Annotated in this window: 17 protein-coding genes and 2 tRNA genes; 17 read left to right on the top strand and 2 right to left on the bottom strand. The window is 60.4% G+C overall.

The genetic code is table 11. The features are described from left to right. The first annotated feature begins 364 nt into the window (after nt 1–364). The 10 genes from ftsE (at nt 365) to AB5767_RS07710 (ending at nt 11,331) form a co-directional block, all read left to right on the top strand. On the top strand, nt 365–1,585 hold the full coding sequence (gene ftsE / locus AB5767_RS07755; protein ID WP_022094244.1) for a cell division ATP-binding protein FtsE: 1,221 nt from the start codon (nt 365–367) through the stop codon (nt 1,583–1,585). After that, nucleotides 1,572–2,492, top strand: coding sequence for a permease-like cell division protein FtsX (ftsX, locus tag AB5767_RS07750; protein WP_368131311.1), 921 nt, complete (start codon nt 1,572–1,574; stop codon nt 2,490–2,492). The genes ftsE and ftsX overlap by 14 nt, the downstream gene beginning before the upstream one ends. A gap of 135 nt (nt 2,493–2,627) precedes the next feature. Further along, a complete protein-coding gene (locus tag AB5767_RS07745) occupies nt 2,628–4,763 on the top strand; it encodes a ribonuclease R family protein (RefSeq protein ID WP_368132783.1) in 2,136 nt (711 codons plus the stop codon). A 176-nt stretch (nt 4,764–4,939) separates the two neighbouring features. Continuing rightward, complete coding sequence (locus AB5767_RS07740) at nt 4,940–5,545, top strand: recombinase family protein (protein ID WP_195919687.1); 606 nt, start codon at nt 4,940–4,942, stop codon at nt 5,543–5,545. A 104-nt stretch (nt 5,546–5,649) separates the two neighbouring features. Then, on the top strand, nt 5,650–6,231 hold the full coding sequence (locus tag AB5767_RS07735) for a VanZ family protein (RefSeq protein ID WP_368131314.1): 582 nt from the start codon (nt 5,650–5,652) through the stop codon (nt 6,229–6,231). 204 nt (nt 6,232–6,435) lie between these two features. Next, complete coding sequence (locus AB5767_RS07730) at nt 6,436–7,287, top strand: MurR/RpiR family transcriptional regulator (RefSeq protein ID WP_055310345.1); 852 nt, start codon at nt 6,436–6,438, stop codon at nt 7,285–7,287. A gap of 10 nt (nt 7,288–7,297) precedes the next feature. Next, complete coding sequence (gene murQ, locus AB5767_RS07725) at nt 7,298–8,221, top strand: N-acetylmuramic acid 6-phosphate etherase (protein ID WP_368131315.1); 924 nt, start codon at nt 7,298–7,300, stop codon at nt 8,219–8,221. Between the two features lie 57 nt (nt 8,222–8,278). Continuing rightward, nucleotides 8,279–9,709, top strand: a complete 1,431-nt coding sequence (locus tag AB5767_RS07720; protein ID WP_035137407.1) for a PTS transporter subunit EIIC — start codon at nt 8,279–8,281, stop codon at nt 9,707–9,709. A gap of 117 nt (nt 9,710–9,826) precedes the next feature. Next, nucleotides 9,827–10,879, top strand: a complete 1,053-nt coding sequence (locus tag AB5767_RS07715; protein ID WP_195919690.1) for a MupG family TIM beta-alpha barrel fold protein — start codon at nt 9,827–9,829, stop codon at nt 10,877–10,879. Between the two features lie 92 nt (nt 10,880–10,971). Then, the gene (locus AB5767_RS07710; protein WP_006235321.1) at nt 10,972–11,331 is read left to right on the top strand and encodes an arsenate reductase family protein; all 360 of its coding nucleotides are present in this window, start codon (nt 10,972–10,974) and stop codon (nt 11,329–11,331) included. 196 nt (nt 11,332–11,527) lie between these two features. On the opposite strand, the gene AB5767_RS07705 is transcribed toward AB5767_RS07710, so the two are convergent. Beyond that, nucleotides 11,528–11,938 carry a hypothetical protein gene (locus AB5767_RS07705; protein WP_006235322.1) on the bottom strand — a complete coding sequence of 137 codons (411 nt, stop codon included), beginning with the start codon at nt 11,936–11,938 and terminating at the stop codon, nt 11,528–11,530. A 276-nt stretch (nt 11,939–12,214) separates the two neighbouring features. Between AB5767_RS07705 and AB5767_RS07700 the strand changes: the two genes are divergently transcribed. The 6 genes from AB5767_RS07700 to AB5767_RS07675 all read left to right on the top strand — a co-directional run bounded on the left by AB5767_RS07700 (nt 12,215) and on the right by AB5767_RS07675 (nt 14,799). Next, nucleotides 12,215–12,288: transfer RNA gene (locus tag AB5767_RS07700), tRNA-Gln, on the top strand. Between the two features lie 17 nt (nt 12,289–12,305). After that, nucleotides 12,306–12,382 (top strand) — tRNA-Glu (locus tag AB5767_RS07695). A 97-nt stretch (nt 12,383–12,479) separates the two neighbouring features. Further along, nucleotides 12,480–13,397 carry a tetratricopeptide repeat protein gene (locus tag AB5767_RS07690; RefSeq protein WP_271759129.1) on the top strand — a complete coding sequence of 306 codons (918 nt, stop codon included), beginning with the start codon at nt 12,480–12,482 and terminating at the stop codon, nt 13,395–13,397. Beyond that, nucleotides 13,387–13,857 carry an SsrA-binding protein SmpB gene (smpB, locus tag AB5767_RS07685; RefSeq protein ID WP_006235325.1) on the top strand — a complete coding sequence of 157 codons (471 nt, stop codon included), beginning with the start codon at nt 13,387–13,389 and terminating at the stop codon, nt 13,855–13,857. The genes AB5767_RS07690 and smpB overlap by 11 nt, the downstream gene beginning before the upstream one ends. A 206-nt stretch (nt 13,858–14,063) precedes the next feature. Then, on the top strand, nt 14,064–14,567 hold the full coding sequence (locus AB5767_RS07680) for a flavin reductase family protein (RefSeq protein ID WP_117746556.1): 504 nt from the start codon (nt 14,064–14,066) through the stop codon (nt 14,565–14,567). Between the two features lie 88 nt (nt 14,568–14,655). Beyond that, the gene (locus AB5767_RS07675) at nt 14,656–14,799 is read left to right on the top strand and encodes a rubredoxin-like domain-containing protein (RefSeq protein WP_035137395.1); all 144 of its coding nucleotides are present in this window, start codon (nt 14,656–14,658) and stop codon (nt 14,797–14,799) included. A gap of 151 nt (nt 14,800–14,950) precedes the next feature. Here the strand turns inward: AB5767_RS07675 and AB5767_RS07670 are convergent, their stop codons facing one another. Beyond that, nucleotides 14,951–16,207, bottom strand: coding sequence for an Nramp family divalent metal transporter (locus AB5767_RS07670; RefSeq protein ID WP_368131316.1), 1,257 nt, complete (start codon nt 16,205–16,207; stop codon nt 14,951–14,953). A gap of 362 nt (nt 16,208–16,569) precedes the next feature. Between AB5767_RS07670 and gltB the strand changes: the two genes are divergently transcribed. Beyond that, nucleotides 16,570–20,505, top strand: a 3,936-nt coding sequence (gene gltB / locus AB5767_RS07665) for a glutamate synthase large subunit (protein WP_368153312.1), incomplete at its 3' end; no start/stop codon positions are given.

Genomic DNA, 20,505 nt, shown 5'->3' with positions numbered 1-20,505 from the left:
CCGCAACTCATGAAGACGCCCCTCAAGCACGGTCCCATCAGGAAAAAGGGCATATATCGACAAAGCGCAATTCAGACCCTTCCAGCTTTGTATATGCAGCACCTCAAGATAAACGCGGCGACCCCTTAGTTATCGCAGGCCGGGCACAGGGTTACTCTCCAAATCTTTCCGCAGGACGGAGGAGCCCCCGCCGCGCGAAGCGCGCAGCGGGGGCTCCGACATGTCCGAGGACGATTTGGAGAGTAACCCTGTGTCCGGCCGACGGGATCCCTAACCACGCCATGCTTCTTATGTGCAGCAAAGCTAATGCTGCTAAAATACAAAGCGCTCATGTAGTTTAAACGCACGACGATAAGGAGCACCAGTGGGTAACCACTTCCGTACCTCCGGTGCGGGCGATGATGCCCCCAAGACGCAGGCAGGCGTCCAGGGCAGTCGTTTCGCCACTCCGGATTCAGAGGGCCAGCCTGTTGCTCAGGCCCCCGCTCAGCCGGCAGATCAGGCACAGCCGGCATCCGATCCCTTTGCCTACAATCCAACCAGCGATGTCGCGCTTTCCGGCACGGCGGGTTTTGAGCCCGTTCAGGCCGTGACCGCTCGCGTGGAGCAGCCTCAGGCTGGTGCCGCCACGCCGCAGCCTACCATGGCCGGCATTCCCGACCCCTTGGCCCCTGCGACGCCGGCTCCTCAGCCTGCGCAGTCCGGTCTCTTTGCCGCTATTCCCGACCCCACGCAGCCTGCTGCCCCGGTGGTCGAGAGCGATCAGGCAGCCGAGGTCGCAAGCCTCGATAACGCGCTCAACAACCCCGATTTTACGTCGGTGTTTGCGCCCATCGATCCGCAGGCCAGCCGCAAGAAGATGGCCAAGCAGGCCGGTGTCGAGCCCGTCATCCTTATGGAGCATGTCACCAAGATCTATCCGGCACAGCCCAACAAGCCTGCACTCGACGACATCAACATCGAGATCTATCCGGGCGAGTTCGTCTTCCTGGTCGGTCACTCCGGCTCGGGTAAGACCACGCTGCTGTCGACGCTCAACCGCGACGTCAAGCCGACGAGCGGCCGCATCCTGGTTGCCGGTCAGGACCTCATGAAGATCAAGAACCGCAAGGTTCCGTTCCTGCGCCGCCAGATTGGCGCCGTGTTCCAGGACTTTAAGCTTCTGCCGCAAAAGACCGCCTACGAAAACGTGGCGTTTGCCCTGCAGTGCATCGGCAAGCCCAAGGGCGTCATTCGCAGCCAGGTGCCCGAGGTGCTGCGCCTGGTCGGTCTGGCCGATCAGATGGACTCGCTGCCCGACCAGCTTTCCGGTGGCGAGCAGCAGCGCGTTGCCGTCGCCCGTGCTATGGTCAACCGTCCGCCGCTGCTGATCTGCGACGAGCCCACGGGCAACCTCGACCCGGCGATCTCGCTGGGCATCATGAAGCTGCTTGAGCGTATTAACCGCACCGGCACCACCGTGATCGTCGCCACGCACGACCGCGAGATGGTCGATAGCATGCACCGCCGCGTGATCGCCCTCGAGGGCGGCCACGTCATCCGCGACCAGGAGAGGGGAGGTTACGGCAACTATGGCACCAACTAACGTGGGCTACTCCTTCAAAGAGGCAATCAGCCACTTCTTCCGTAACTGGACTACCTCGCTCGGCGCCGTCATCACGATCTTCCTTTCGCTGTTTATCATCGGCCTGTTCATCATGGGCTCTGCGATGCTGAACTCCGTGATCGGCACCGTCGAGGATCAGGTTGTCATCAACGCGTTCATTAGTGATGACGCCGATCAGGCCGATGTTCAGGCTTTTGAGGCCGAGCTTAAGACGTGGAATAACGTCAAGTCCGTGACCTATAAGGACAAGGACGACGCGCTGGCCGAGTATACGAGCAAGATGTCGGGCAACGCCGACGCCACCATGAGCGCGCTCGATGGCCAGAACCCGCTGCCGGCTTCCTTCGCTATTGAGATGGACGATCCGTCCAAGGTCGAGAGCACGGCAAAGAAGCTCAAGAAGGATGCCGTTTTCCAGAAGATCGCGGATGACGGCGACGTCAACGCGAGCGTGCTGTACGGCCAGGAGGAAGTGAGCCGCCTGTTCCAGGTGACCAACTACATCCGCATCGCCGCCGTGGTGCTCGTTGGTCTTCTGACCTTTATCGCATTCATCTTCATCAACAACACGATTCGCCTGTCCATCACGGCGCGTCGTCGTGAGATTGCGATTATGCGTCTGGTCGGCGCCAGCAACGGCTTCATTCGTGGCCCGTTTATCACCGAGGGCGTGCTGCAGGCCATTTTGGGCTCGCTGCTTTCCATCGGCGTTCTGGAGCTGCTGCGCAATCTGATGATTCCGCGTCTGCAGGAGAGCATCGGCTGGATGTCGTTTGCCCTGCCGATGCAGTACTACCTGGTGACCTATGCTGCGCTGATTCTGGTCGGTGTGATTATCGGTCTCTTTGGTTCTGCCATCGCCATGCGCCGCTACCTGCGCGTGTAGGCATGCTTGGAATTCATCCCTTCCAACGGGTCGTCTCTTATGGGGCGGCCCGTTTTTTGATCCCTAGGGGACGGCAGGAAAGCGAATCATTTGGGTAGACTCTTTGGAGTTCGCAATCGATAGTTAGGAGGCGCCATGGGGCGCAATAACAAGCATAAGCGTGGAGCTCGCAATCAGCGCGGGCCGGTGCGCAGCGAACGCCGTCCGAGCCTGACCGGGCGCGTGCAGCTCCATGAGCATAGCGCCTACGTTGTAACCGAAAACGGCGACTACAAGGTCATGGGCCGCGGTAAGCGCGAGATCATGGATGGCGATACCGTTGCCGTGAGCATTAAGAACAGCCCGCACGGTGAGCGGCGCGCCGTGATCGAAAGCGTGGTTGAGCGTGCAGCCATAAGCGTGGTGGGCACGTACCAGACCGCCGGTCCGCTCGGTGTGATCGAGCCGCTCGATTCGCGTCTGAAGGCCGACTTCTTCATTCTGCCCGAGGATACCTCGGCGGATCGTCTGGGTGTCCACCCGGGTGACGCTGTTGTCGCGCGCATTTTGACCTACCCGACGCGCCTGGAATCGGGTACCGTGACGATCGAGCGCCGCATTGGCGGAGATGACGCGCCCGATTTGGGCGTTCAATATGTGATGGCGCGTTACGGCTATACCGATAGCTATCCCGAGGCCGCGCTGGACGAGGCCGAGGGGCTTTCGCTCGATGTGTCCGCGGCGCTTAAGGACCCGCTCCGCCGCGATCTGCGCGACCGCTTTGTCATCACGATCGACCCGGTCGACGCGCGCGACTTTGACGATGCCATTTCGTTGGAGCGCACGCCCGAGGGTGGCTACAAGCTGGGTGTGCATATCGCCGACGTTTCACACTATGTGGCTTGGGACGGGCATATCGATCTTGAGGCTCGCCATCGTACGACATCGGTGTATCTGGCCGATCGCGTGCTTCCCATGCTGCCCGAACGCCTGTCCTGTGACCTGTGCTCGCTTCGCCCTGACGAGGACCGTCTTGCGTTTACCGTCGATATCGAGCTCGATGCGCAGGGTCGCGTGCGGCATTACGATCCGTATCCCAGCGTGATTCGCTCGCGTGTGCGTATGGACTATGACGGCGCCGAGGCGCTGCTGGTGCGTGCCGGCGCGGTTGAGTATTCGGTGCTGGAGGGTGCAGCCGAGGATGTTGCGGCTGCCGAGACCTCGCGCGAGGAAGCGCTTGAGCGCGGTCTTGCGTGCGAGGAGGCCGCCCGCGGCTACAACATCGACCTCGGCGATTTCCTTGTCTCCGCTAACGAACTCGCCGAACTTCGCCGTCGTATTCGTCGCGCCCGCGGCTCAGTCGATTTTGACACAGCCGAGATTCGCGCTCTATTGGATGAGGACGGAGTGCCCGTGCAGATTGTGGCGCGTGAGCGTTCGTGTGCCACGTCGCTTATCGAGGAAGCCATGCTGCTCGCCAACGAGTGCGTTGCAGAGTGGCTGGCAGACCGTGATATCGAGGCCTGCTATCGCGTGCATGAAGATCCGAGCCCCGATAGCCTGCACGGTGCCGCCGTTGCGCTGGCGCAGCTAGGCATCATCGACGATCGCCGTGCTGCCGGTATTGCCCTGGGGAGCCCCGATGAGCTGCAGGCTGCAGTTGATGCTGCCGCCGGTACGGCCAACGCACCGCTCGTCAACACGCTGCTTCTGCGCAGCATGCAGCGCGCGCTGTACAAGCCGCGCAACGAGGGCCACTTTGCGCTCGCCGCGCCGTGCTACTGTCACTTTACGAGTCCCATCCGTCGCTACCCCGATCTGGTGGTGCACCGCGTACTCAAGCTGCAGTTGGCCTATGAGCAGCTGGGCGGCAAGGACGCCCTGGTCCGTATGCCGCGCCTGATCGGCAAGGGGCGCGAGTCACTGCCGCGCATTCTGCCGCAGATCTGCCGCGCATGCAGCGATGCCGAGCGCGCGGCAGATGCCGCCAGCCATGCGACGCAAAAGATCAAGATTGCCCAGTACTATGAGGACCGTCTGGGCGAGCGCTATGCCGGAACCGTCTCGTGGGTTAGCAGCATGGGCCTTTTTGTGCGCTTGGACCTAACGCAGGTCGAAGGCTTGGTTTCGATCAAGAGTCTGGGCAACGAGTGGTTCGAGTTCGACGAGGACGCGCTCACGCTCACAGGTGCCGACACGGGCACCCGTTACGAGCTGGGGCAGCGCGTGATTATCGAGGTCTCGCGCGTCAATACCACGCGTGGGCACTTGGACTTTAAGCTTATCCATTAGCCAAATCCCGACTCATGGTGGGGGAGCGGAGGGCGGCCTTTCGGGACCGCCCTTCGCATTTGAATCGTGGCTACCTTGCCGTCTGCTCGGCCGCCCGCTTACCTGCTATTTGAGAGGTAAAACCTACCAAAATAAACCTGTCCCTTTTGGCAGGTTTACAAGAAAGCGGGGATGAGATGGCGACGGTGTACGGTTATGCGCGGGTGAGTTCGCGCGATCAGAATCTTAATCGGCAGCTGGATGCGCTGGGCGCCTATGGCGTGGGCTCGGCGAATATTTATGCCGACCATGCGAGCGGCAAGGACTTCGATCGACCGCGTTATCGCGAGCTGCTGCACGTCCTGGGAGACGGGGACGTGCTGGTGGTGCTTTCTATCGACCGACTTGGCCGTAATTACTCCGAGATTCTTGAGGAATGGCGACGCATTACCAAGGTGCTCGGGGTTGCCATTGTGGTGTTGGATATGCCATTGCTTGACACGCGCGCCAGGGCCAGCGGCGCGCCGGATGTGACTAACACCCTGATTGCTGATATTGTGCTGCAGCTGCTGAGCTACGTGGCGCAGGTGGAGCGCGAGAATATCCATCGGCGCCAGGCGGAGGGGATTGCAGCGGCGCGGGCGCGAGGGGTCCGTTTCGGTCGACCTCGCAAGCCATGCCCTCCTCAGTTTGAGCTGGTGCGCGATAGCTATGAGGCGGGCGATATTACCCGCAGCCAGGCAGCAAAGTGCCTGGGCGTGTGCGTGGGGACGTTCGATCGCTGGATGCGCGAGGCGGGGTAGGGTTTTGCGTCGCTTTGTCGCTTCCTGTTGCGATTCAAATTTTGATACGGTGACGATGCCATTTGGGGCTACACTCGCTGATATTCAAAAAAGGAGGTTGACCCTTGGCGCGCGTAAAACAAATAATCGGATGGACCGCGATCGTTCTGTTCGCTGCAACGCTGGCGGGCATCTGGGTGCTGACGGAGCAAAATGCGGTGGAGACGTCGTTGCTGAGCGAGTCCACCGCGCGTGTGGTGGAGGGTCAGGCTACGGGCGTTCAGGCTGTCGATGCCACGGGTGAAGCTCAGGCGGAGAACGGAATGACCGGGGGCACCGATTCGGCTGCCTCGAATGTCCGGTCTGGCCGACTTGCTTCCATTCGCATGTGGGTGGGCACGAACGTCCGTCGCGTTGCCCATACCGTAGAGTTTTTCTTCGTCGGATTGTTCGCCTCGGTGGTCGTGGCTTGCTTTTCCAGGCGTCCGTGGAGCGTATGCTCCCGTTGCGTGCCCGTATTGCTCTTTTGCGCCGCCTGCTCCGTTGGCGATCAGGTACATAAGATCTTTGTTCCCGGCAGGCATTTCGACGTTATCGATTTAGGATTCGATGCTGCGGGCTATGTCATCGCCATGCTGTTGGTATTGCTGACGGCGGCGTTGGTGCGCCATGCGACTCGGCCGATCGGCGCCCATGCGAGGCGCTAGCCGGTAACAAACCCGTTTCTGATAATGCGACCTTGTTGAATTATTTTGTGTCGCGCGTATTTCCGAGCGGTCGGATTTGAGGGGCGAGCGGTAGAACGCTCGCCCTTTGTGCGCCACGATGCGGCACAATGTACCGCAAAAGCTGTTTGTATCCGGTACTAATCGTTCGTTGGTCTTTAATTCTTCTCAACGGAGGTGTTTGAGATGGCAAACGGATTGCTTTTGCGGCTTCGCGAGCGTGAGCTCAGCGCGAGCCCGGCGGAACGCAATGTCATCGCATATGTAAGCGCTCATCCGCACGAGGTGGTCGGGCTGTCCGTCCGCGGTCTTGCCGATGTCACGTTCTCCTCGCCCTCGAGCATTTTGCGCTTTTGCAAGCGTTTGGGTTTTGCGGGCTACAAGGAGTTCCAGCGCGAACTGATTGCCGAGCTGGCGCTCTTAGGTGACAAGAAAGACGTAGCTCTCGAGGACATCTCCATGGATGACAGCGTCGAACGCATCGTGGGGAAGGTGATGAAAAGCAACGTGCGCACGATCGAGGCGACGGCGCGAACGCTCGATTACACCGTCTTGGAGCGATGCGCGGCCCGTCTTAAGCGGGCACGCGCGGTCAATCTGTTCGGTATTGGTGCTTCTCGTTTGGTCGCGCACGACCTGGCGCAAAAGCTCATGCGTGTCGACAAAGAGTGCCATCTGTACGACGACTGGCATGATCAGCTCTTATGTGCCAAGAACATGCATGAGGGCGATATGGCAATCGCCTTTAGTTACTCGGGCTTGACGCAAGAGGTGCTGGACTGCACCGCCGAGGCTCAACGCCACAACTGTCCCGTAGTGGCCGTTACCAAAGTAGATGGATCATCCAAGCTTGCCACCATGGCCGATGCCGTGCTCGGCGTCGCTGCGAGTGAACCCTTGGTCCGCAGCGGTGCCATGGCTTCGCGTATGGCCCAGCTTATGGTTGTCGATGCCCTGTACGCTGCTTACGTTGCCAGCGACTACGAACGGGCGACGCATGTCATTAAGCAAAACTACATCGAGAAACAGGAAAGATGAGGTGAATGAAATGCTCGATTTAACAAAATTCACGACCGAACAGCGTAATCAAAGGTCAATGGACCTCGATACGATGACATCGCTGCAAATCGTCACGACGATGAACGATGAGGATCTTCGTGCCGTCCAGTCGGTCACGAAAGTGTTGCCCCAGGTTGCCACAGCAATCGACTGGGCTGCTGAGACACTCGAGCGCGGCGGGCGCGTCTTTTACATGGGCGCAGGCACCAGCGGTCGTCTGGGCGTACTCGACGCTTCGGAGTGTCCGCCCACGTTTGGCGTGTCACCCGATCTGATTGTCGGGCTCATTGCCGGAGGCGAGACGGCGTTTATCAAGGCTGTCGAAGGTGCCGAAGACAGCGAGGAGCTTGGCGCGAACGACCTGCGAGAGCGTGGACTCTCGGACAAGGATCTTGTCGTTGGCCTGGCGGCAAGCGGTCGTACTCCTTATGTGGTGGGCGGCCTTGTGTACGCCAAGGCAACTGGGTGCAAGACCATTGCAATTGCCTGCAACCAAGGGTCGAAGATCGGGGAGAGCGCAGATCTTGCCATTGAGCCCGTGCCCGGTCCCGAGGTGCTGACCGGCTCAACGAGGCTCAAGGCGGGAACGGTTCAAAAGCTCATTCTCAACATGATTTCGACCGGTGCCATGGTCAAGATCGGCAAGGTATACCAAAACCTGATGGTCGATGTGCAGCAGACGAACGAGAAGTTGGTGGTGCGCGGCCAGAACATCGTGATGGAGGCGACCGGCTGCACGCGCGAGCGCGCCGTTCAGGCGCTTGCAGATGCCGGCGGCCACGTAAAAACCGCTATTGTCTCGGTACTGCTGGACTGCGATGCCGAGCAGGCTACGGTAGCTCTTGAGCGGGCGCGAGGCCATGTCCGTGCTGCGGTGAGTGGCCATGAGAAGAGCAATGCCGATGCCCAATAGGTGCGCGGCGTGAGCTGATATGACATTCAGACGAGATACCCAATACAAGGAGGAGTTATGACGAACAAAGAGCTGGCTCAAAAGCTGCTGGACCTTTTGGGCGGTAAAGACAACGTGCTCGCAAACGCGGCGTGCATGACGCGCCTGCGCGTGACCGTCAAAGACACGGGCAACGTCGACACGGAGGGCATTAAGGCACTCGACGGCGTGATGGGCCTGGTCGAGGACGACACGATGCAGATCGTGCTGGGTCCGGGCAAGGTGAATAAGGTGCTCGAGGAGTTCTCCAAGCTCACCGGCCTTGCGAAAGGCGTTGCTGACGAGAGCGTGGTTGACGCTGCGGCCACAAACAAGGCCGCGCAGAAGGCCAAGTACGAGTCCAAGCCGGTTCAGGCCTTCCTCAAGAAGATTTCCAATGTCTTCGTCGCCCTACTTCCCGGCATCATTGCGGCTGGCCTCATCAACGGTATCTGCAACGTCATTAACGTCTCGACGGCAGGCGCGCTTGCAGGCGAGTGGTGGTACCAGGGCATTCGTTCCATGGGCTGGGCCCTGTTTGCCTATCTGCCCATCTTGGTGGGCTATAACGCGGCACGTGAGTTTGGTGGCTCCGCTGCGCTGGGCGGCATCGCCGGCATGATGTGTATCGCCAACAGTGCCATGCCCCTGCTTGCGCCTGGCGCGGCTGATCCTGCCACTGCCATTCTGCTGCCGCTCACCAATGCGCAGTACAACCCCGCAGCGGGCGGCATGATCGCGGCTCTCATCGCTGGCGCATTTTTTGCCTGGATGGAGCGTCAGATTCGCAAGGTTATGCCCAACGCACTCGACACGTTCTTGTCTCCGCTGCTGGTGCTCATCATCGGCGCCTTTGCTCTGATGCTCGTCATCCAGCCGGTTGGCGCATGGCTGACGACTGCCATCTTTAGCGTTTTGACCTTTATCTTCGAGAAGCTGGGCGTCCTGGGCGGCTATATCCTGTCGGCAGGCTTCTTGCCGCTGGTTTCCGTCGGCCTGCATCAGGCGCTCACGCCGATCCACGCTATGCTCAACGATCCCGACGGCGCTACCAAGGGTATCAATTACCTGCTTCCCATCCTTATGATGGCTGGCGGCGGCCAGGTCGGTGCCGGTTTGGCGCTGTACTTTAAGACCAAGAACGCCAAGCTCAAGAAGTACGTCGCAGAGTCCATTCCCGTTGGAATCCTGGGTGTGGGAGAGCCTCTGATGTATGCTGTTACGCTGCCGCTCGTTCGTCCGTTTGTGACGGCCTGCCTGGGTGCCGGATTTGGCGGCGCGCTCGCGGCGCTGCTTCACATCGGCACGGTTTCTCAGGGCGTTTCCGGTCTGTTTGGCCTGCTGATCGTTGTTCCTGGCCAGCAGCTCGGCTACGTTGCCGCTATGCTGCTTGCCTATGCCGCCGGCTTTGTCCTGACGTGGTTCTTTGGCGTCGACGAGCAGAAGATCAACGAGTTCTTTGGCGAGTAGTTTGATATCGCGAGCCGTGTTGCTCGGGGCTCGCGGTGCGCGGCAGATTTCTTGACGCTATGGTTGTGCCGGCGGGGCTAACTGCTCCGCCGGCCTTTTTTAAAGGAGCGTTGAAGCGTGAAAACGGGTATTTCGATTTATCTTTCCAGCCCTCTGCAGGATATTGAGCGGACGATTGAGCGTGGTGCCGCGGCGGGTGCGCGCTATGCGTTCACCTCGCTGCATATTCCCGAGGATGGGGGAGCGGCGTATGCCGATAAGGTCCGTCATGTGCTGTCGCTGCTTTCCGCCCGCGGCATTGCGCTCATTGCCGATGTGGGGCCTCGCACGTGCGATTTGCTCGGGCTTGAGCGCATCGAGGACTTGCGCGATCTGGGGTTGGAATACCTTCGTTTGGACTATGGCTTTAGCGCCCAGCGGGTCGCGGAGCTGTCCGGTGTATTTCGCATTGTGGTCAATGCATCGACAGTGAGTTCTGATGAAATCGCATCGTGGCGTGAGGCCGGTGCCGATGTGACTCGTTTTGCCGCCTGCCACAATTTTTACCCCAAGCCTTATACCGGTTTAGCTCTGGAGGACATTGCTCGGGTGAATCTTCGTCTTGCGGCGCTTGGATTCGAAATCATGGCTTTTGTGCCGGGTGATGCTAACGTTCGCGGGCCGGTATTCGAGGGACTGCCGACGGTCGAGGCGCAGCGCGGTCGCGCGTCAAAGGTTGCCCTCAATATGCTTGAGCTTGCACATGGCGCCGATTGCGACATTGTGTTGGTCGGCGACCCCGATCTTTCCGATGCGGGCTGGGCGCAGTTTGCTCAAGTTTCCGCCGGATACGTGGACCTGCAATGCGAGCTTGAGCTCAGTTATGCCTATGTGCGCGGGCAGATTCATCACGACCGGCCCGACTCGAGTGTCCTCATCTTTAGGTCTCAGGAGTCACGTACGAAGCTTAAGCCGGATTCCGTGCCGACGGATGCCGGAGCCGGCCTGCCGCGAAAGGCGGGGTCGATCGCTGTGAGCAATAGCGGATATGGGCGCTACGAAGGCGAGCTTGAGATTGCGCGGGTCGATCTTCCCGGTGACGAGCGCATGAACGTTGCGGGCCATATCACGCCCGAGGCAATGGAACTGCTGCCGTTTATCAAGCGCGGATTCGGGGTACGGTTCGTTTAACGTGTGACCCGCGGGCTACAATTGGCCCATCATACGAAGGCGCCTCGTGTGGCGTGTGCCTGCGTTGGCCGATCTATATTCGGAGGATTCCCATGACTGTACTGTTTGTTGAATATCCCAAGTGCTCGACCTGTAAGAAGGCCAAGGCATGGCTGGACGAACATGGGGTAGAGTATATCGATCGCGATATCGTTTTGGACAATCCCACGGCTGATGAGCTTGCGACCTGGATTGCTCGTTCGGGGCTGCCGGTGCGGCGCTTCTTTAATTCGTCGGGCATGAAATATCGAGAGCTGGGCCTGAAGGCGCGTCTGGATGCGGGCATGACGGATCGGGAGTGCTACGAGCTGCTGGCGACCGACGGCATGCTGGTCAAGCGTCCGCTGCTGGTGGGCGACGACTTTGCGATTCCCGGCTTTAGGGAAGCGGCTTGGGCCGAGGCGTTGCTGTAGCGGCTGCGGAAAGTGCGACCCGGAATTCGCTTCCAGAATGGGATGCGCTTTCCCAAAGTGGCCGGTTGCGGAAAGCACGTCCCATTCTGAGCTTCGATTGTGGGACACGGTTTCCGGTTGAGGGCTCGACGGGAAAGTGGGGACCAGTTTGAGCTTGAAATCTGGGACGCACTTTCCGCCGGCGGGCCTGCCCCAGTCAGTCCGCCAGCTGTGCCCATTCGTGCGGATCGTAGACCTTTACGTGTTTGTTGGGCTTGCCGCTCCAGTACTCCTCGTCCATAAAGGGCAGATATGCCTGAACGCCGGGGCAGATAAAGGGAATCCGCTGCTGTTGCAGTCGCTCGCGCTGGCGCTGCTCCAGGTGCGCCTCGGATATGACGGTCGGCATACCGGACAACTCGACGAGGCTTGCCTGGATTCGCTTAAGGTCGGGGAGTCCCGCGTGCCATGACATCCGCATGATCAAAAAGGATGCACGGCGGTATTTTGCCTGCACCACAGTAATGGCGGGGCGCAGTGTGGGATGGATTTTGTCCCGTTCGGGCCAAAGGTCGGCAGTGATCTCGAGGCCCAGGGTCTCCCATAGGTAATCAAGCTCTTCGTCCATGGTACCTCGATATCTACGCGATCATTGATACTTCGATTGTGTTGCCTGGTGCTATCGTTTTCGCGGTAGAATCTGCCAACGGTTGACGGCTACCGCTCGCGGTGTTTTGCCCTTCGTGTACAGCGGTCGGCTTCACAGGTCCTTCACGGGTTGGACTAAATTAGGCCAATTTGACTGAATTTCAAAAAAGTCAAAATTGGGGCTTGCGTCACGGCGAGACTTCCCGTATATTTCTTTCTTGCGCAAAGGCACAGCCGAGCGCAGCGATGCAGTCATTGGGATGTCGTCTAATGGCAGGACAGCGGATTCTGGTTCCGTCAATGGGGGTTCGACTCCCTCCATCCCAGCCATTGCATTTGCTACATATGGCCCGTTCGTCTAGCGGTTTAGGACGCCGCCCTCTCAAGGCGGAGATCACCAGTTCGAATCTGGTACGGGCTACCAAAATTGAATGCCCGGGCCTCGTAAGAGACCCGGGTTTTGTGTATTGACCGATGCTTAAGGCGCGCGTTGAGTCTGCCGCCCGGATCGAGGAGTAGCCATGGATCTGCCCATCAGCTTGCAAGACATCACGTATGCCGAGAACTATCTGGCGCAGGGCGACCTGGCTACGGCGACGCCGCTGCTGGAGCGTCTGGTGGAGCTCGCCGAGGAGTATATCGACGCTGAGTGCAAGACGGAGGAGAAGCGTCAATACTTTAGCTTCGATAGCAAGTTTGAGCGCTTGGCCTATCGCCGCGTGGAGAAGGATCCGCGCGAGCTCGTGCAGGTCGAGGTGCCGTTTGACCGCCTGTACTCTGACATGGCGTTTGCCTACATTCGCCAGCAGGATTATGTGAGTGCTCGCAACGCCTTGATGCAGGCCGTGCGCTGGGACCCCATGAACTGCAACTACCGCCTGGATCTGGCCGAGCTGTTCCGCGCTCTCGAGGACAAGCAGGAATGGGCATCGCTCTCGTTCTCGGTGCTGGAGCGTGCAAGCGATGGCAAGTGCGCCGCCCGCGCTTACGCCAATCTAGGTCAGTACTTCTTGGAGCCCGAGACCGAGAACGTTTCGGCTGCCGTGGGCTGCGCGCGTCTGGCGCTGCGCCTGGCGCCCAACGATGCGCATACGACGCGCCTGCTCAACAAGATCCATACCACCTATCCGGATGCCGCCGATGAGAGCGACGACCACGTGATGGGTGAGCTCGCCCTGCAGGGCGTGCCGACCTCACCTTCGGCCGAGATCGCCATCTGCCTGATCATGTGTGCGACCGATGCTGCAAGCGACGGCGACAAGCAGGAGGCGACGCGCCTGACGGTGCGTGCTCGCGACTTGGTGGGCGAGGAGGCCTGCGCGGCGATTATCAAACTGGTGCGCGAGAGCGATGCCGAGCTCAATGCCGAGCGCAAGGCAAAGCGCGCAGGTGCCGACAAGGGAACCGATGGCGCCAAGGAGGCCGGCGATGCCCAGTAAGCGCGAGCGCAAACTCATTTCCAAGAATCGCTCGGCACATCACGAGTACTTTATCGATGAGACGTTTGAGTGCGGTATTGAGCTGAGCGGCACCGAGGTCAAGTCGATTCGCGAGCGCGCCTGTCAGATCACTGACACTTTTGCGCTGATTCGTGGCGGCGAGTGCTGGCTCGTCGGCCTGCATATCCACCCTTATAGCCATGGTGGCGTGTGGAATCGCGATCCCGACCGTCGGCGTCGTCTGCTGCTGCACCGCAAGGAGATCGACTTTCTTGACGGCAAACTTCGCAACCGTGGTTATGCGCTGGTTCCGTTGGAACTCTACTTTAATACCGACGGCCGCGTAAAGCTGCTGCTGGGTCTGGGCCGCGGCAAGAAGCTCTACGACAAGCGCGAGGACATGGCCAAGCGTGATGTCCAACGCGAGATCGACCGCGCCCTTAAGGAACGCAACCGCTAGGCACTCTGTATAAGTTGCGGTGGAATACGGACTGTTTTGCCTGTTTGAGGGGCTATTCAGTCCCTATTTCACCGCAACTGCGGGCGTCTTATCTTTCTTACTGTTCTGACACATATGTCTCAAAGGCGGCGTCCGTTATGGGTGCCGCCTTTTTTGTGGGTACATACATTCATGAGGTTCCAACCCGAGCTAGGGGAGTGATCGTTATGGACAAAACTGCGTTCTTTACCATGCCGAGTGGCCTGTACGTGGTGAGCGCCGCGGCAGACGGGCTGCGCGCCGGCTGCGTCATCAACACTGCGGTGCAGGTGACGTCCATGCCGCCGCGTATTTCGGTTGCCGTGAACAAGGACAATGTCACCTCGGGCGTCATCGCATCGGCCAAAGCGTTCGCGCTGACCGTGATCGATCAGACCGCCGACATGCTCTACATCGGTAACTTTGGGTTCCGCACCAGCAGCGATTATGACAAGTTTGCCAAATACGAGACCCGCGAGACGGCTCTGGGCATGCCCTATGTGCCCGAGCACGCGGCGGCCCTGTTTAGCTGCCGTTTGATCGACACTGTGGATGTGGGCACGCATCTGCTGTTTATTGGCGAGGTCGAGGATGCCGAGCGCCTGAGCGACGAGACGCCGCTGACGTACGACTACTATCACAAGGTGCTAAAGGGCAAGACGCCGCCCAAAGCCTCGTCGTATCAAGGCTAGAAATGTTCTAAAAATACTTGCATTATGTTATTGAGAATATATACTAATAAGTAAGTACACCAGCAGTCACGTTCGAGAGGAGAACATCATGGCTGAGGAAAAGAAGACGTATAAGTTTGTGTGCACCGTTTGCGGTTACGAGGTTGAGGTCGACACGCCCGAGCTGCCCGAGGATTACGTGTGCCCGGTGTGCGGCGTCGGTCCCGATCAGTTTGAGCTCGTCGAGGAGTAACTCGCAGGCACACGGCGAAAGCCGAACATAGCTCTGTCCAAGGGTCCCGGTCGAATTCTCGGCCGGGACCCTTTTGATTTATCTGACGGTTTAAAACGGTCTCACGTGTTACAGATTAAGACGTTATATCTGGACAGTCACGCCATCCCAATTACATTCCCGTTAGCAGCACGATGTCGAGAATCGTCACGATGACGCCGATCCCTACGAGCAGCGCGTTGAGCGGGCGCGAGTTGGCGTATTTGCCCATGACGCGGCGCGAACTGGTGAGTCGTATGAGCACAAAGACCGTAATCGGCAACTGAAGCGACAACAATGCCTGACTCCAGATGAGACCTTCAAAAGGATTTGGGACGACCAGGCACGCCGTCACTGCGCCGACGAAACAGGCCGCCACCCCGATCGAGGAATGTCGGTCGTGGATGTCGTATTCCTCGTCGAACATGCCCGCGGTGATGGTGCCTGCTGCCATGCCCACCGTCACACTACTCGATATGCCCGCAAACAGCAGTGCCACCGCAAAGATGGTCGAGCTTGCCGGGCCCAGAATGGGGGAGAGCGTGTCCGCTGCGACGGCGAGGTCGTCTACGACAATGCCATGCGCAAAGAAGGTCGTTGCGGCCAGGATGACCATGGCCGAGTTGATCGCCCAGCCCACGCCCATCGAAAAGAGCGTGTCGAAGAGTTCGTAGCGCAGACGTTCCTCGATAATCTGCTCGCCTTGGCCTTCGAAGTGCATGGATTGGATGACCTCGGAGTGCAGGAAGAGGTTGTGAGGCATAACGACCGCGCCTAGGACACTTACGATAATCGCGGCCGAGCCGGTGGGCATACTGGGTGTGATCCAGCTTGCGGCGGCCTGCGGCCAGTCGACCTTGACTAGTGCAAGCTCGGCCAAAAACGAGAGTCCTACCACGCCTACGAAGGCGATGATCCAGCGTTCGGCACGCTTGTAGGAGTTCGTCATGAGCATCGCCATCGATACTGCCGCCACGATGACGCAGCCCGCGCGCACGGGCAGCCCAAAGAGCATTTGAAGGGCAATCGCGCCACCCAGGACTTCGGCCATGGCGGTGGCGATGGTCGCGAGATAGGCGCTGCCGAGCACCGCGCGTCCCACGATGCGGGGGAGAAAGCGGGTCGTGGCCTCGGCAAGACAGGCGCCCGTGGCGATACCCAGGTGCGCCGCATTGTGCTGCAGCACAATGAGCATAATCGTGGACAGTGTGACGATCCACAGCAGCGCGTAGCCAAACTGCGAGCCCGCGGCCATATTGGAGGCCCAGTTGCCCGGGTCGATAAAGCCGACGGTCACGAGCAGCCCGGGGCCGATGTGCCGCGCAATGTCTAGGCCTCCGTGACCACCGGTGCGTCGGCAGCCAAAGTGTTGTTTGAGATGGTTGAGCATGGTGAGCTCCTGCGTGCCGTTTGTTTGACGCCGCAAAGGATACCCGTTTTAGGCTCAAAAGTTAACTAAGACTAACAAAATTGTTGTATTTGAATAGGGTGGTGAAAGGGGATTGCTGAAATGTCTTGATCTGTAACAACTAGGGATGGAAATTGGGTCTTACTGTTACGGATTGAGATGTTTGAAGCGGTGAGCTTACAGGCCGAACTTGGGGCCTATGTTGTCGCCCTTGAGGTCGGCGGTGTCCACTCGTAGGGCGTGCGTTACGCGATTGTTTCGAAACGGGCGGGAAACACAACGGGCCGGCGATGCACCTAGTATGCCTAGTCAACTGACTGTCTAATAGCTAGGGGAGGATCGCGATGCAGGCAGATTTCGCTCAGCAGCAGGGCCTTTATCGCCCCGAATTCGACCACGATGCATGTGGCATCGGCGCGCTTGCCGATATCAACGGCGAGCGCCATCACCAGATTCTGGACGACGCACTGTCCATTCTGGTCAACTTGGAGCACCGCGGCGGTACGGGACTCGAGAAGAACACCGGCGACGGCGCCGGCATCCTGTTCCAGGTTCCGCATCACTTTTTCCGTAAAGAGGCCCAAAAGTGCGGCCAGATTCTGCCGGCAGAGGGCGACTATGGCGTGGCCATGCTGTTCTTCCCGCAGGACGACAAGGGCGTAGAGGATGCCCGCCGCGTGTTTGAGGAGGGCTGCGCCGAAGCCGGCGTGCCGCTGCTCTTCTGGCGCGAGGTGCCGGTCGACCCGCACGACCTGGGCGAGACGGCCCGCGCCTGCATGCCTACTATCCTGCAGGCTTTCCTGGGCCGTCCGGACGACACGCCCGCCGGCGATGCCTTTGAGCGTCGCCTGTACGTGTGCCGCCGCACCATCGAAAAGAAGGCCGACGCTGAGTTCGCCCTGCGCGACAAGATCTTCTATGTGTGCTCCATGAGCTCGCGCACCATCGTGTACAAGGGCATGCTTGTGGCCACGCAGATGCGCCGTTTCTTCATCGACCTCAACGACGCCGCCGTCAAAACGGCCGTGGCGCTCGTCCACTCGCGCTACTCCACCAACACCACGCCCAGCTGGGAGCGCGCACATCCCAACCGCTTTATCATCCACAACGGCGAGATCAATACCCTCAAGGGCAACGTCAACTGGATTCGCGCCCGCGAACCCAACCTGTACAGCCCCGTGCTGCAGCACGATCTTGAGCGCGTGATGCCCATCATCAACCGCGAGGGCTCCGACTCCGCGATTCTGGACAATGTGCTTGAGTTTTTGGTCATGAACGGTCGTCCGCTCACGCGTGCCGCATCCATGCTGCTGCCCGAGCCGTGGGACCACAACGACAGCCTGAGTGAGGAGTGCCGCGCCTACGACGCTTACCAGTCCATGCTCATGGAGCCGTGGGATGGCCCGGCGGCCATCGCCTTTACCGACGGTCGCACGCTGGGTGCCGCCCTCGACCGTAACGGCCTGCGTCCCGCCCGCTACTATGTGACGCGCGACGGTCGCTTTATGCTGGCGAGCGAGGTGGGCACCATCGAGGTGAGCCCCGAGAACATCCTGACGAGCGGCTGCCTAGGACCGGGCCAGATGCTCGAGGTCGACTTTGCCCGCGGGCGCGTCATCTACAACGATGAGCTGCGTGCCCGTTACGCCAAGGAAAAGCCCTATCGCGACTGGATCGCCGAAGAGACGCTGACCGTCGACGCGCTCGACAAGCCCGTCGCGCCCACGCCCGCCGAGGACGCCGAGGTGCCCGCCGCCGTGCGCATGGCCAAGCTCGGGTATCACTGGGATGATGTTGACGAAGTCGTGCGTCCCATGGCCCAGCAGGGCAAGGCGCCGCTCGCCTCGATGGGTATCGATGCGCCGCTGGCCTGCCTGTCCAAGAAGACGCGTTCGTTCTTCGACTACTTCTATCAGCTGTTCGCCCAGGTCACGAACCCGCCGATCGATGCCCTGCGCGAGCACATGGTGACTTCGACCACGCTCTACCTGGGCAACCACGGCAACCTGCTCGAGGATTCCCGCACGGCCTGCCAGCTGGTGCGCTTGGAGCGTCCGCTGCTGAGCGAGGAGGAGTTCGAGCGTATCTGCGCCATCGACCGCGTGGGCTTTAAGACCCGCCGTTTCCGTGCCGTCTACCGCCGCGACGCCGGCGAGGGCGCGCTGCAGGCTGCGCTCAAGCAGCTTGCAGAGGATGTTGAGGCTGCGGTCCGCGACGGCGTGAACATCGTGGTGTTGAGCGATCGCGCCGCTGCGGGTGAGGTGCCCGTGCCGTCGCTGCTCGCCGTGGGCTGCGTGCACAACCACCTGATCCGCGCCGGCGTGCGTACCTTTGCCGACATCGTGGTGGAGTGCGGCGACGCCGTGTCTCCGCACGACTTTGCGGCACTGGTGGGCTACTCCGCGAGCGGCATCTATCCGTACAACGCACATGCGTGCATCCGCGATCTGGCGGCACGCAGCGACCTGGGCGTGACGGCCGAGCAGGGCATCGCCAACTACAACAAGGCTGCGACCGCCGGCATCGTTTCCATCATGTCCAAGATGGGTATCTCCACGGTGCAGAGCTACCATTCGGCGCAGATCTTCGAGGCCGTGGGCTTTACGCCGGAGTTCGTCAACGCGTACTTCGCCGGCACGGTGAGCCGTGTGGGCGGTATGGGTGTCGAGGACGTCGAGCGCGAGCAGAATGAGCACTACGACGCCGCGCTCGCTATCCTCAAGAGCCCGGCTCCCGATCAGCTGCCCACGCTGGGTCTGACCAAGTGGCGCCCGCTCGGCGGCGAGGATCACCTTATCGACCCGCAGACCGTCTACCTGCTGCAGACCGCCTGCCGCGAGGACAGCTACGACACCTTTAAGGAGTACAGCGCCCGCCTGCACCGCACCGGCCGTGCCGTGCGCCTGCGTGACCTGCTGGACTTTAATGCCAACGGTCGCACGCCGGTTTCGCTCGACGAGGTGGAGCCCGCGCTCAACATCGTCCGTCGCTTTAACACCGGCGCCATGTCGTACGGTTCCATCAGCAAAGAGGCACACGAGTGCATGGCCATCGCCATGAACCGCCTGCACGGTCGTTCCAACTCGGGCGAGGGCGGCGAGGATCCGCGTCGCGAGACCCCGCTGGCCAACGGTGACTCCAAGAATTCCGCCATCAAGCAGGTGGCAAGCGCGCGCTTTGGCGTGACGAGCCGCTACCTGTGCAGCGCCTTCGAGATTCAGATCAAGATGGCCCAGGGCGCCAAGCCCGGTGAGGGCGGTCACCTGCCCGGCAAGAAGGTCTACCCCTGGATTGCCGAGGTCCGTCAGTCCACGCCCGGCATCGGCCTGATTTCGCCTCCGCCGCACCACGACATCTACTCCATCGAGGACCTGGCGGAGCTTATCTTCGATCTTAAGAACGCCAACCCCGGCGCGCGCGTGTCGGTCAAGCTGGTCAGCGAGGCCGGCGTCGGCACCATCGCCACCGGCGTGGCCAAGGGCGCTGCCGACAAGATTTTGATCAGCGGCCACAATGGCGGCTCGGGTGCCGCTGCGCGCGACTCTATCTGGCACGCGGGTCTGCCGCTGGAGCTTGGCCTTGCCGAGGCCCAGCAGACGCTGCTGCAAAACGGTTTGCGCTCACGCGTGGTGCTCGAGGCCGATGGCAAGCTCATGGACGGCACCGACGTCGCCGTCGCCTGCCTGCTGGGTGCCGAGGAGTTTGGCTTTGCGACCATGCCGCTCATCTCCATGGGCTGCCTCATGCAGCGCGACTGCCAGCAGGATACCTGCCCGGCCGGCATCGCTACGCAAAACTGCCGCCTGCGTCGCGGCTTCCGCGGCAAGCCAGAGCACGTCGAGCACTTTATGCTCTTTGTTGCCGAGCAGCTGCGCGAGGTCATGGCGAGCCTGGGCTTCCGCACCATCGATGAGATGGTCGGCCATCCCGAGTGCTTGCGCCAGATCGAGGTCCCGGGCAACCGCAAGGCCAACCTGCTCGATCTGTCGCCCGTGCTGGCGAGTGCGACCTGTGAGTTTGGTGCCCATATCCCGGGTGCCGACGGCCGTCACTTCCTGCCGCAGATGGCCGCGGACAGCGAGCTCGACAAGACGCTCGACTCCACGTTGTTTGTGCCCTATACGGCCGATGCCCGTGCGCACCTGCGTCCGATTCGCTTCCGCGCCGATATCGCCAACGTCAACCGTTGCGTGGGCACCATCCTGGGTAACGCGGTGACCAAGGCGCATCCCGAGGGCCTGCCCGCCGGCTCCATCACCATCGATTGCGATGGTTCGGCC

The sequence above is a fragment of the Collinsella aerofaciens genome, from assembly GCF_040926265.1.
Lineage (GTDB): Bacteria > Actinomycetota > Coriobacteriia > Coriobacteriales > Coriobacteriaceae > Collinsella > Collinsella aerofaciens_BB.
This window is presented reverse-complemented; position numbering and strand designations above follow the sequence as displayed.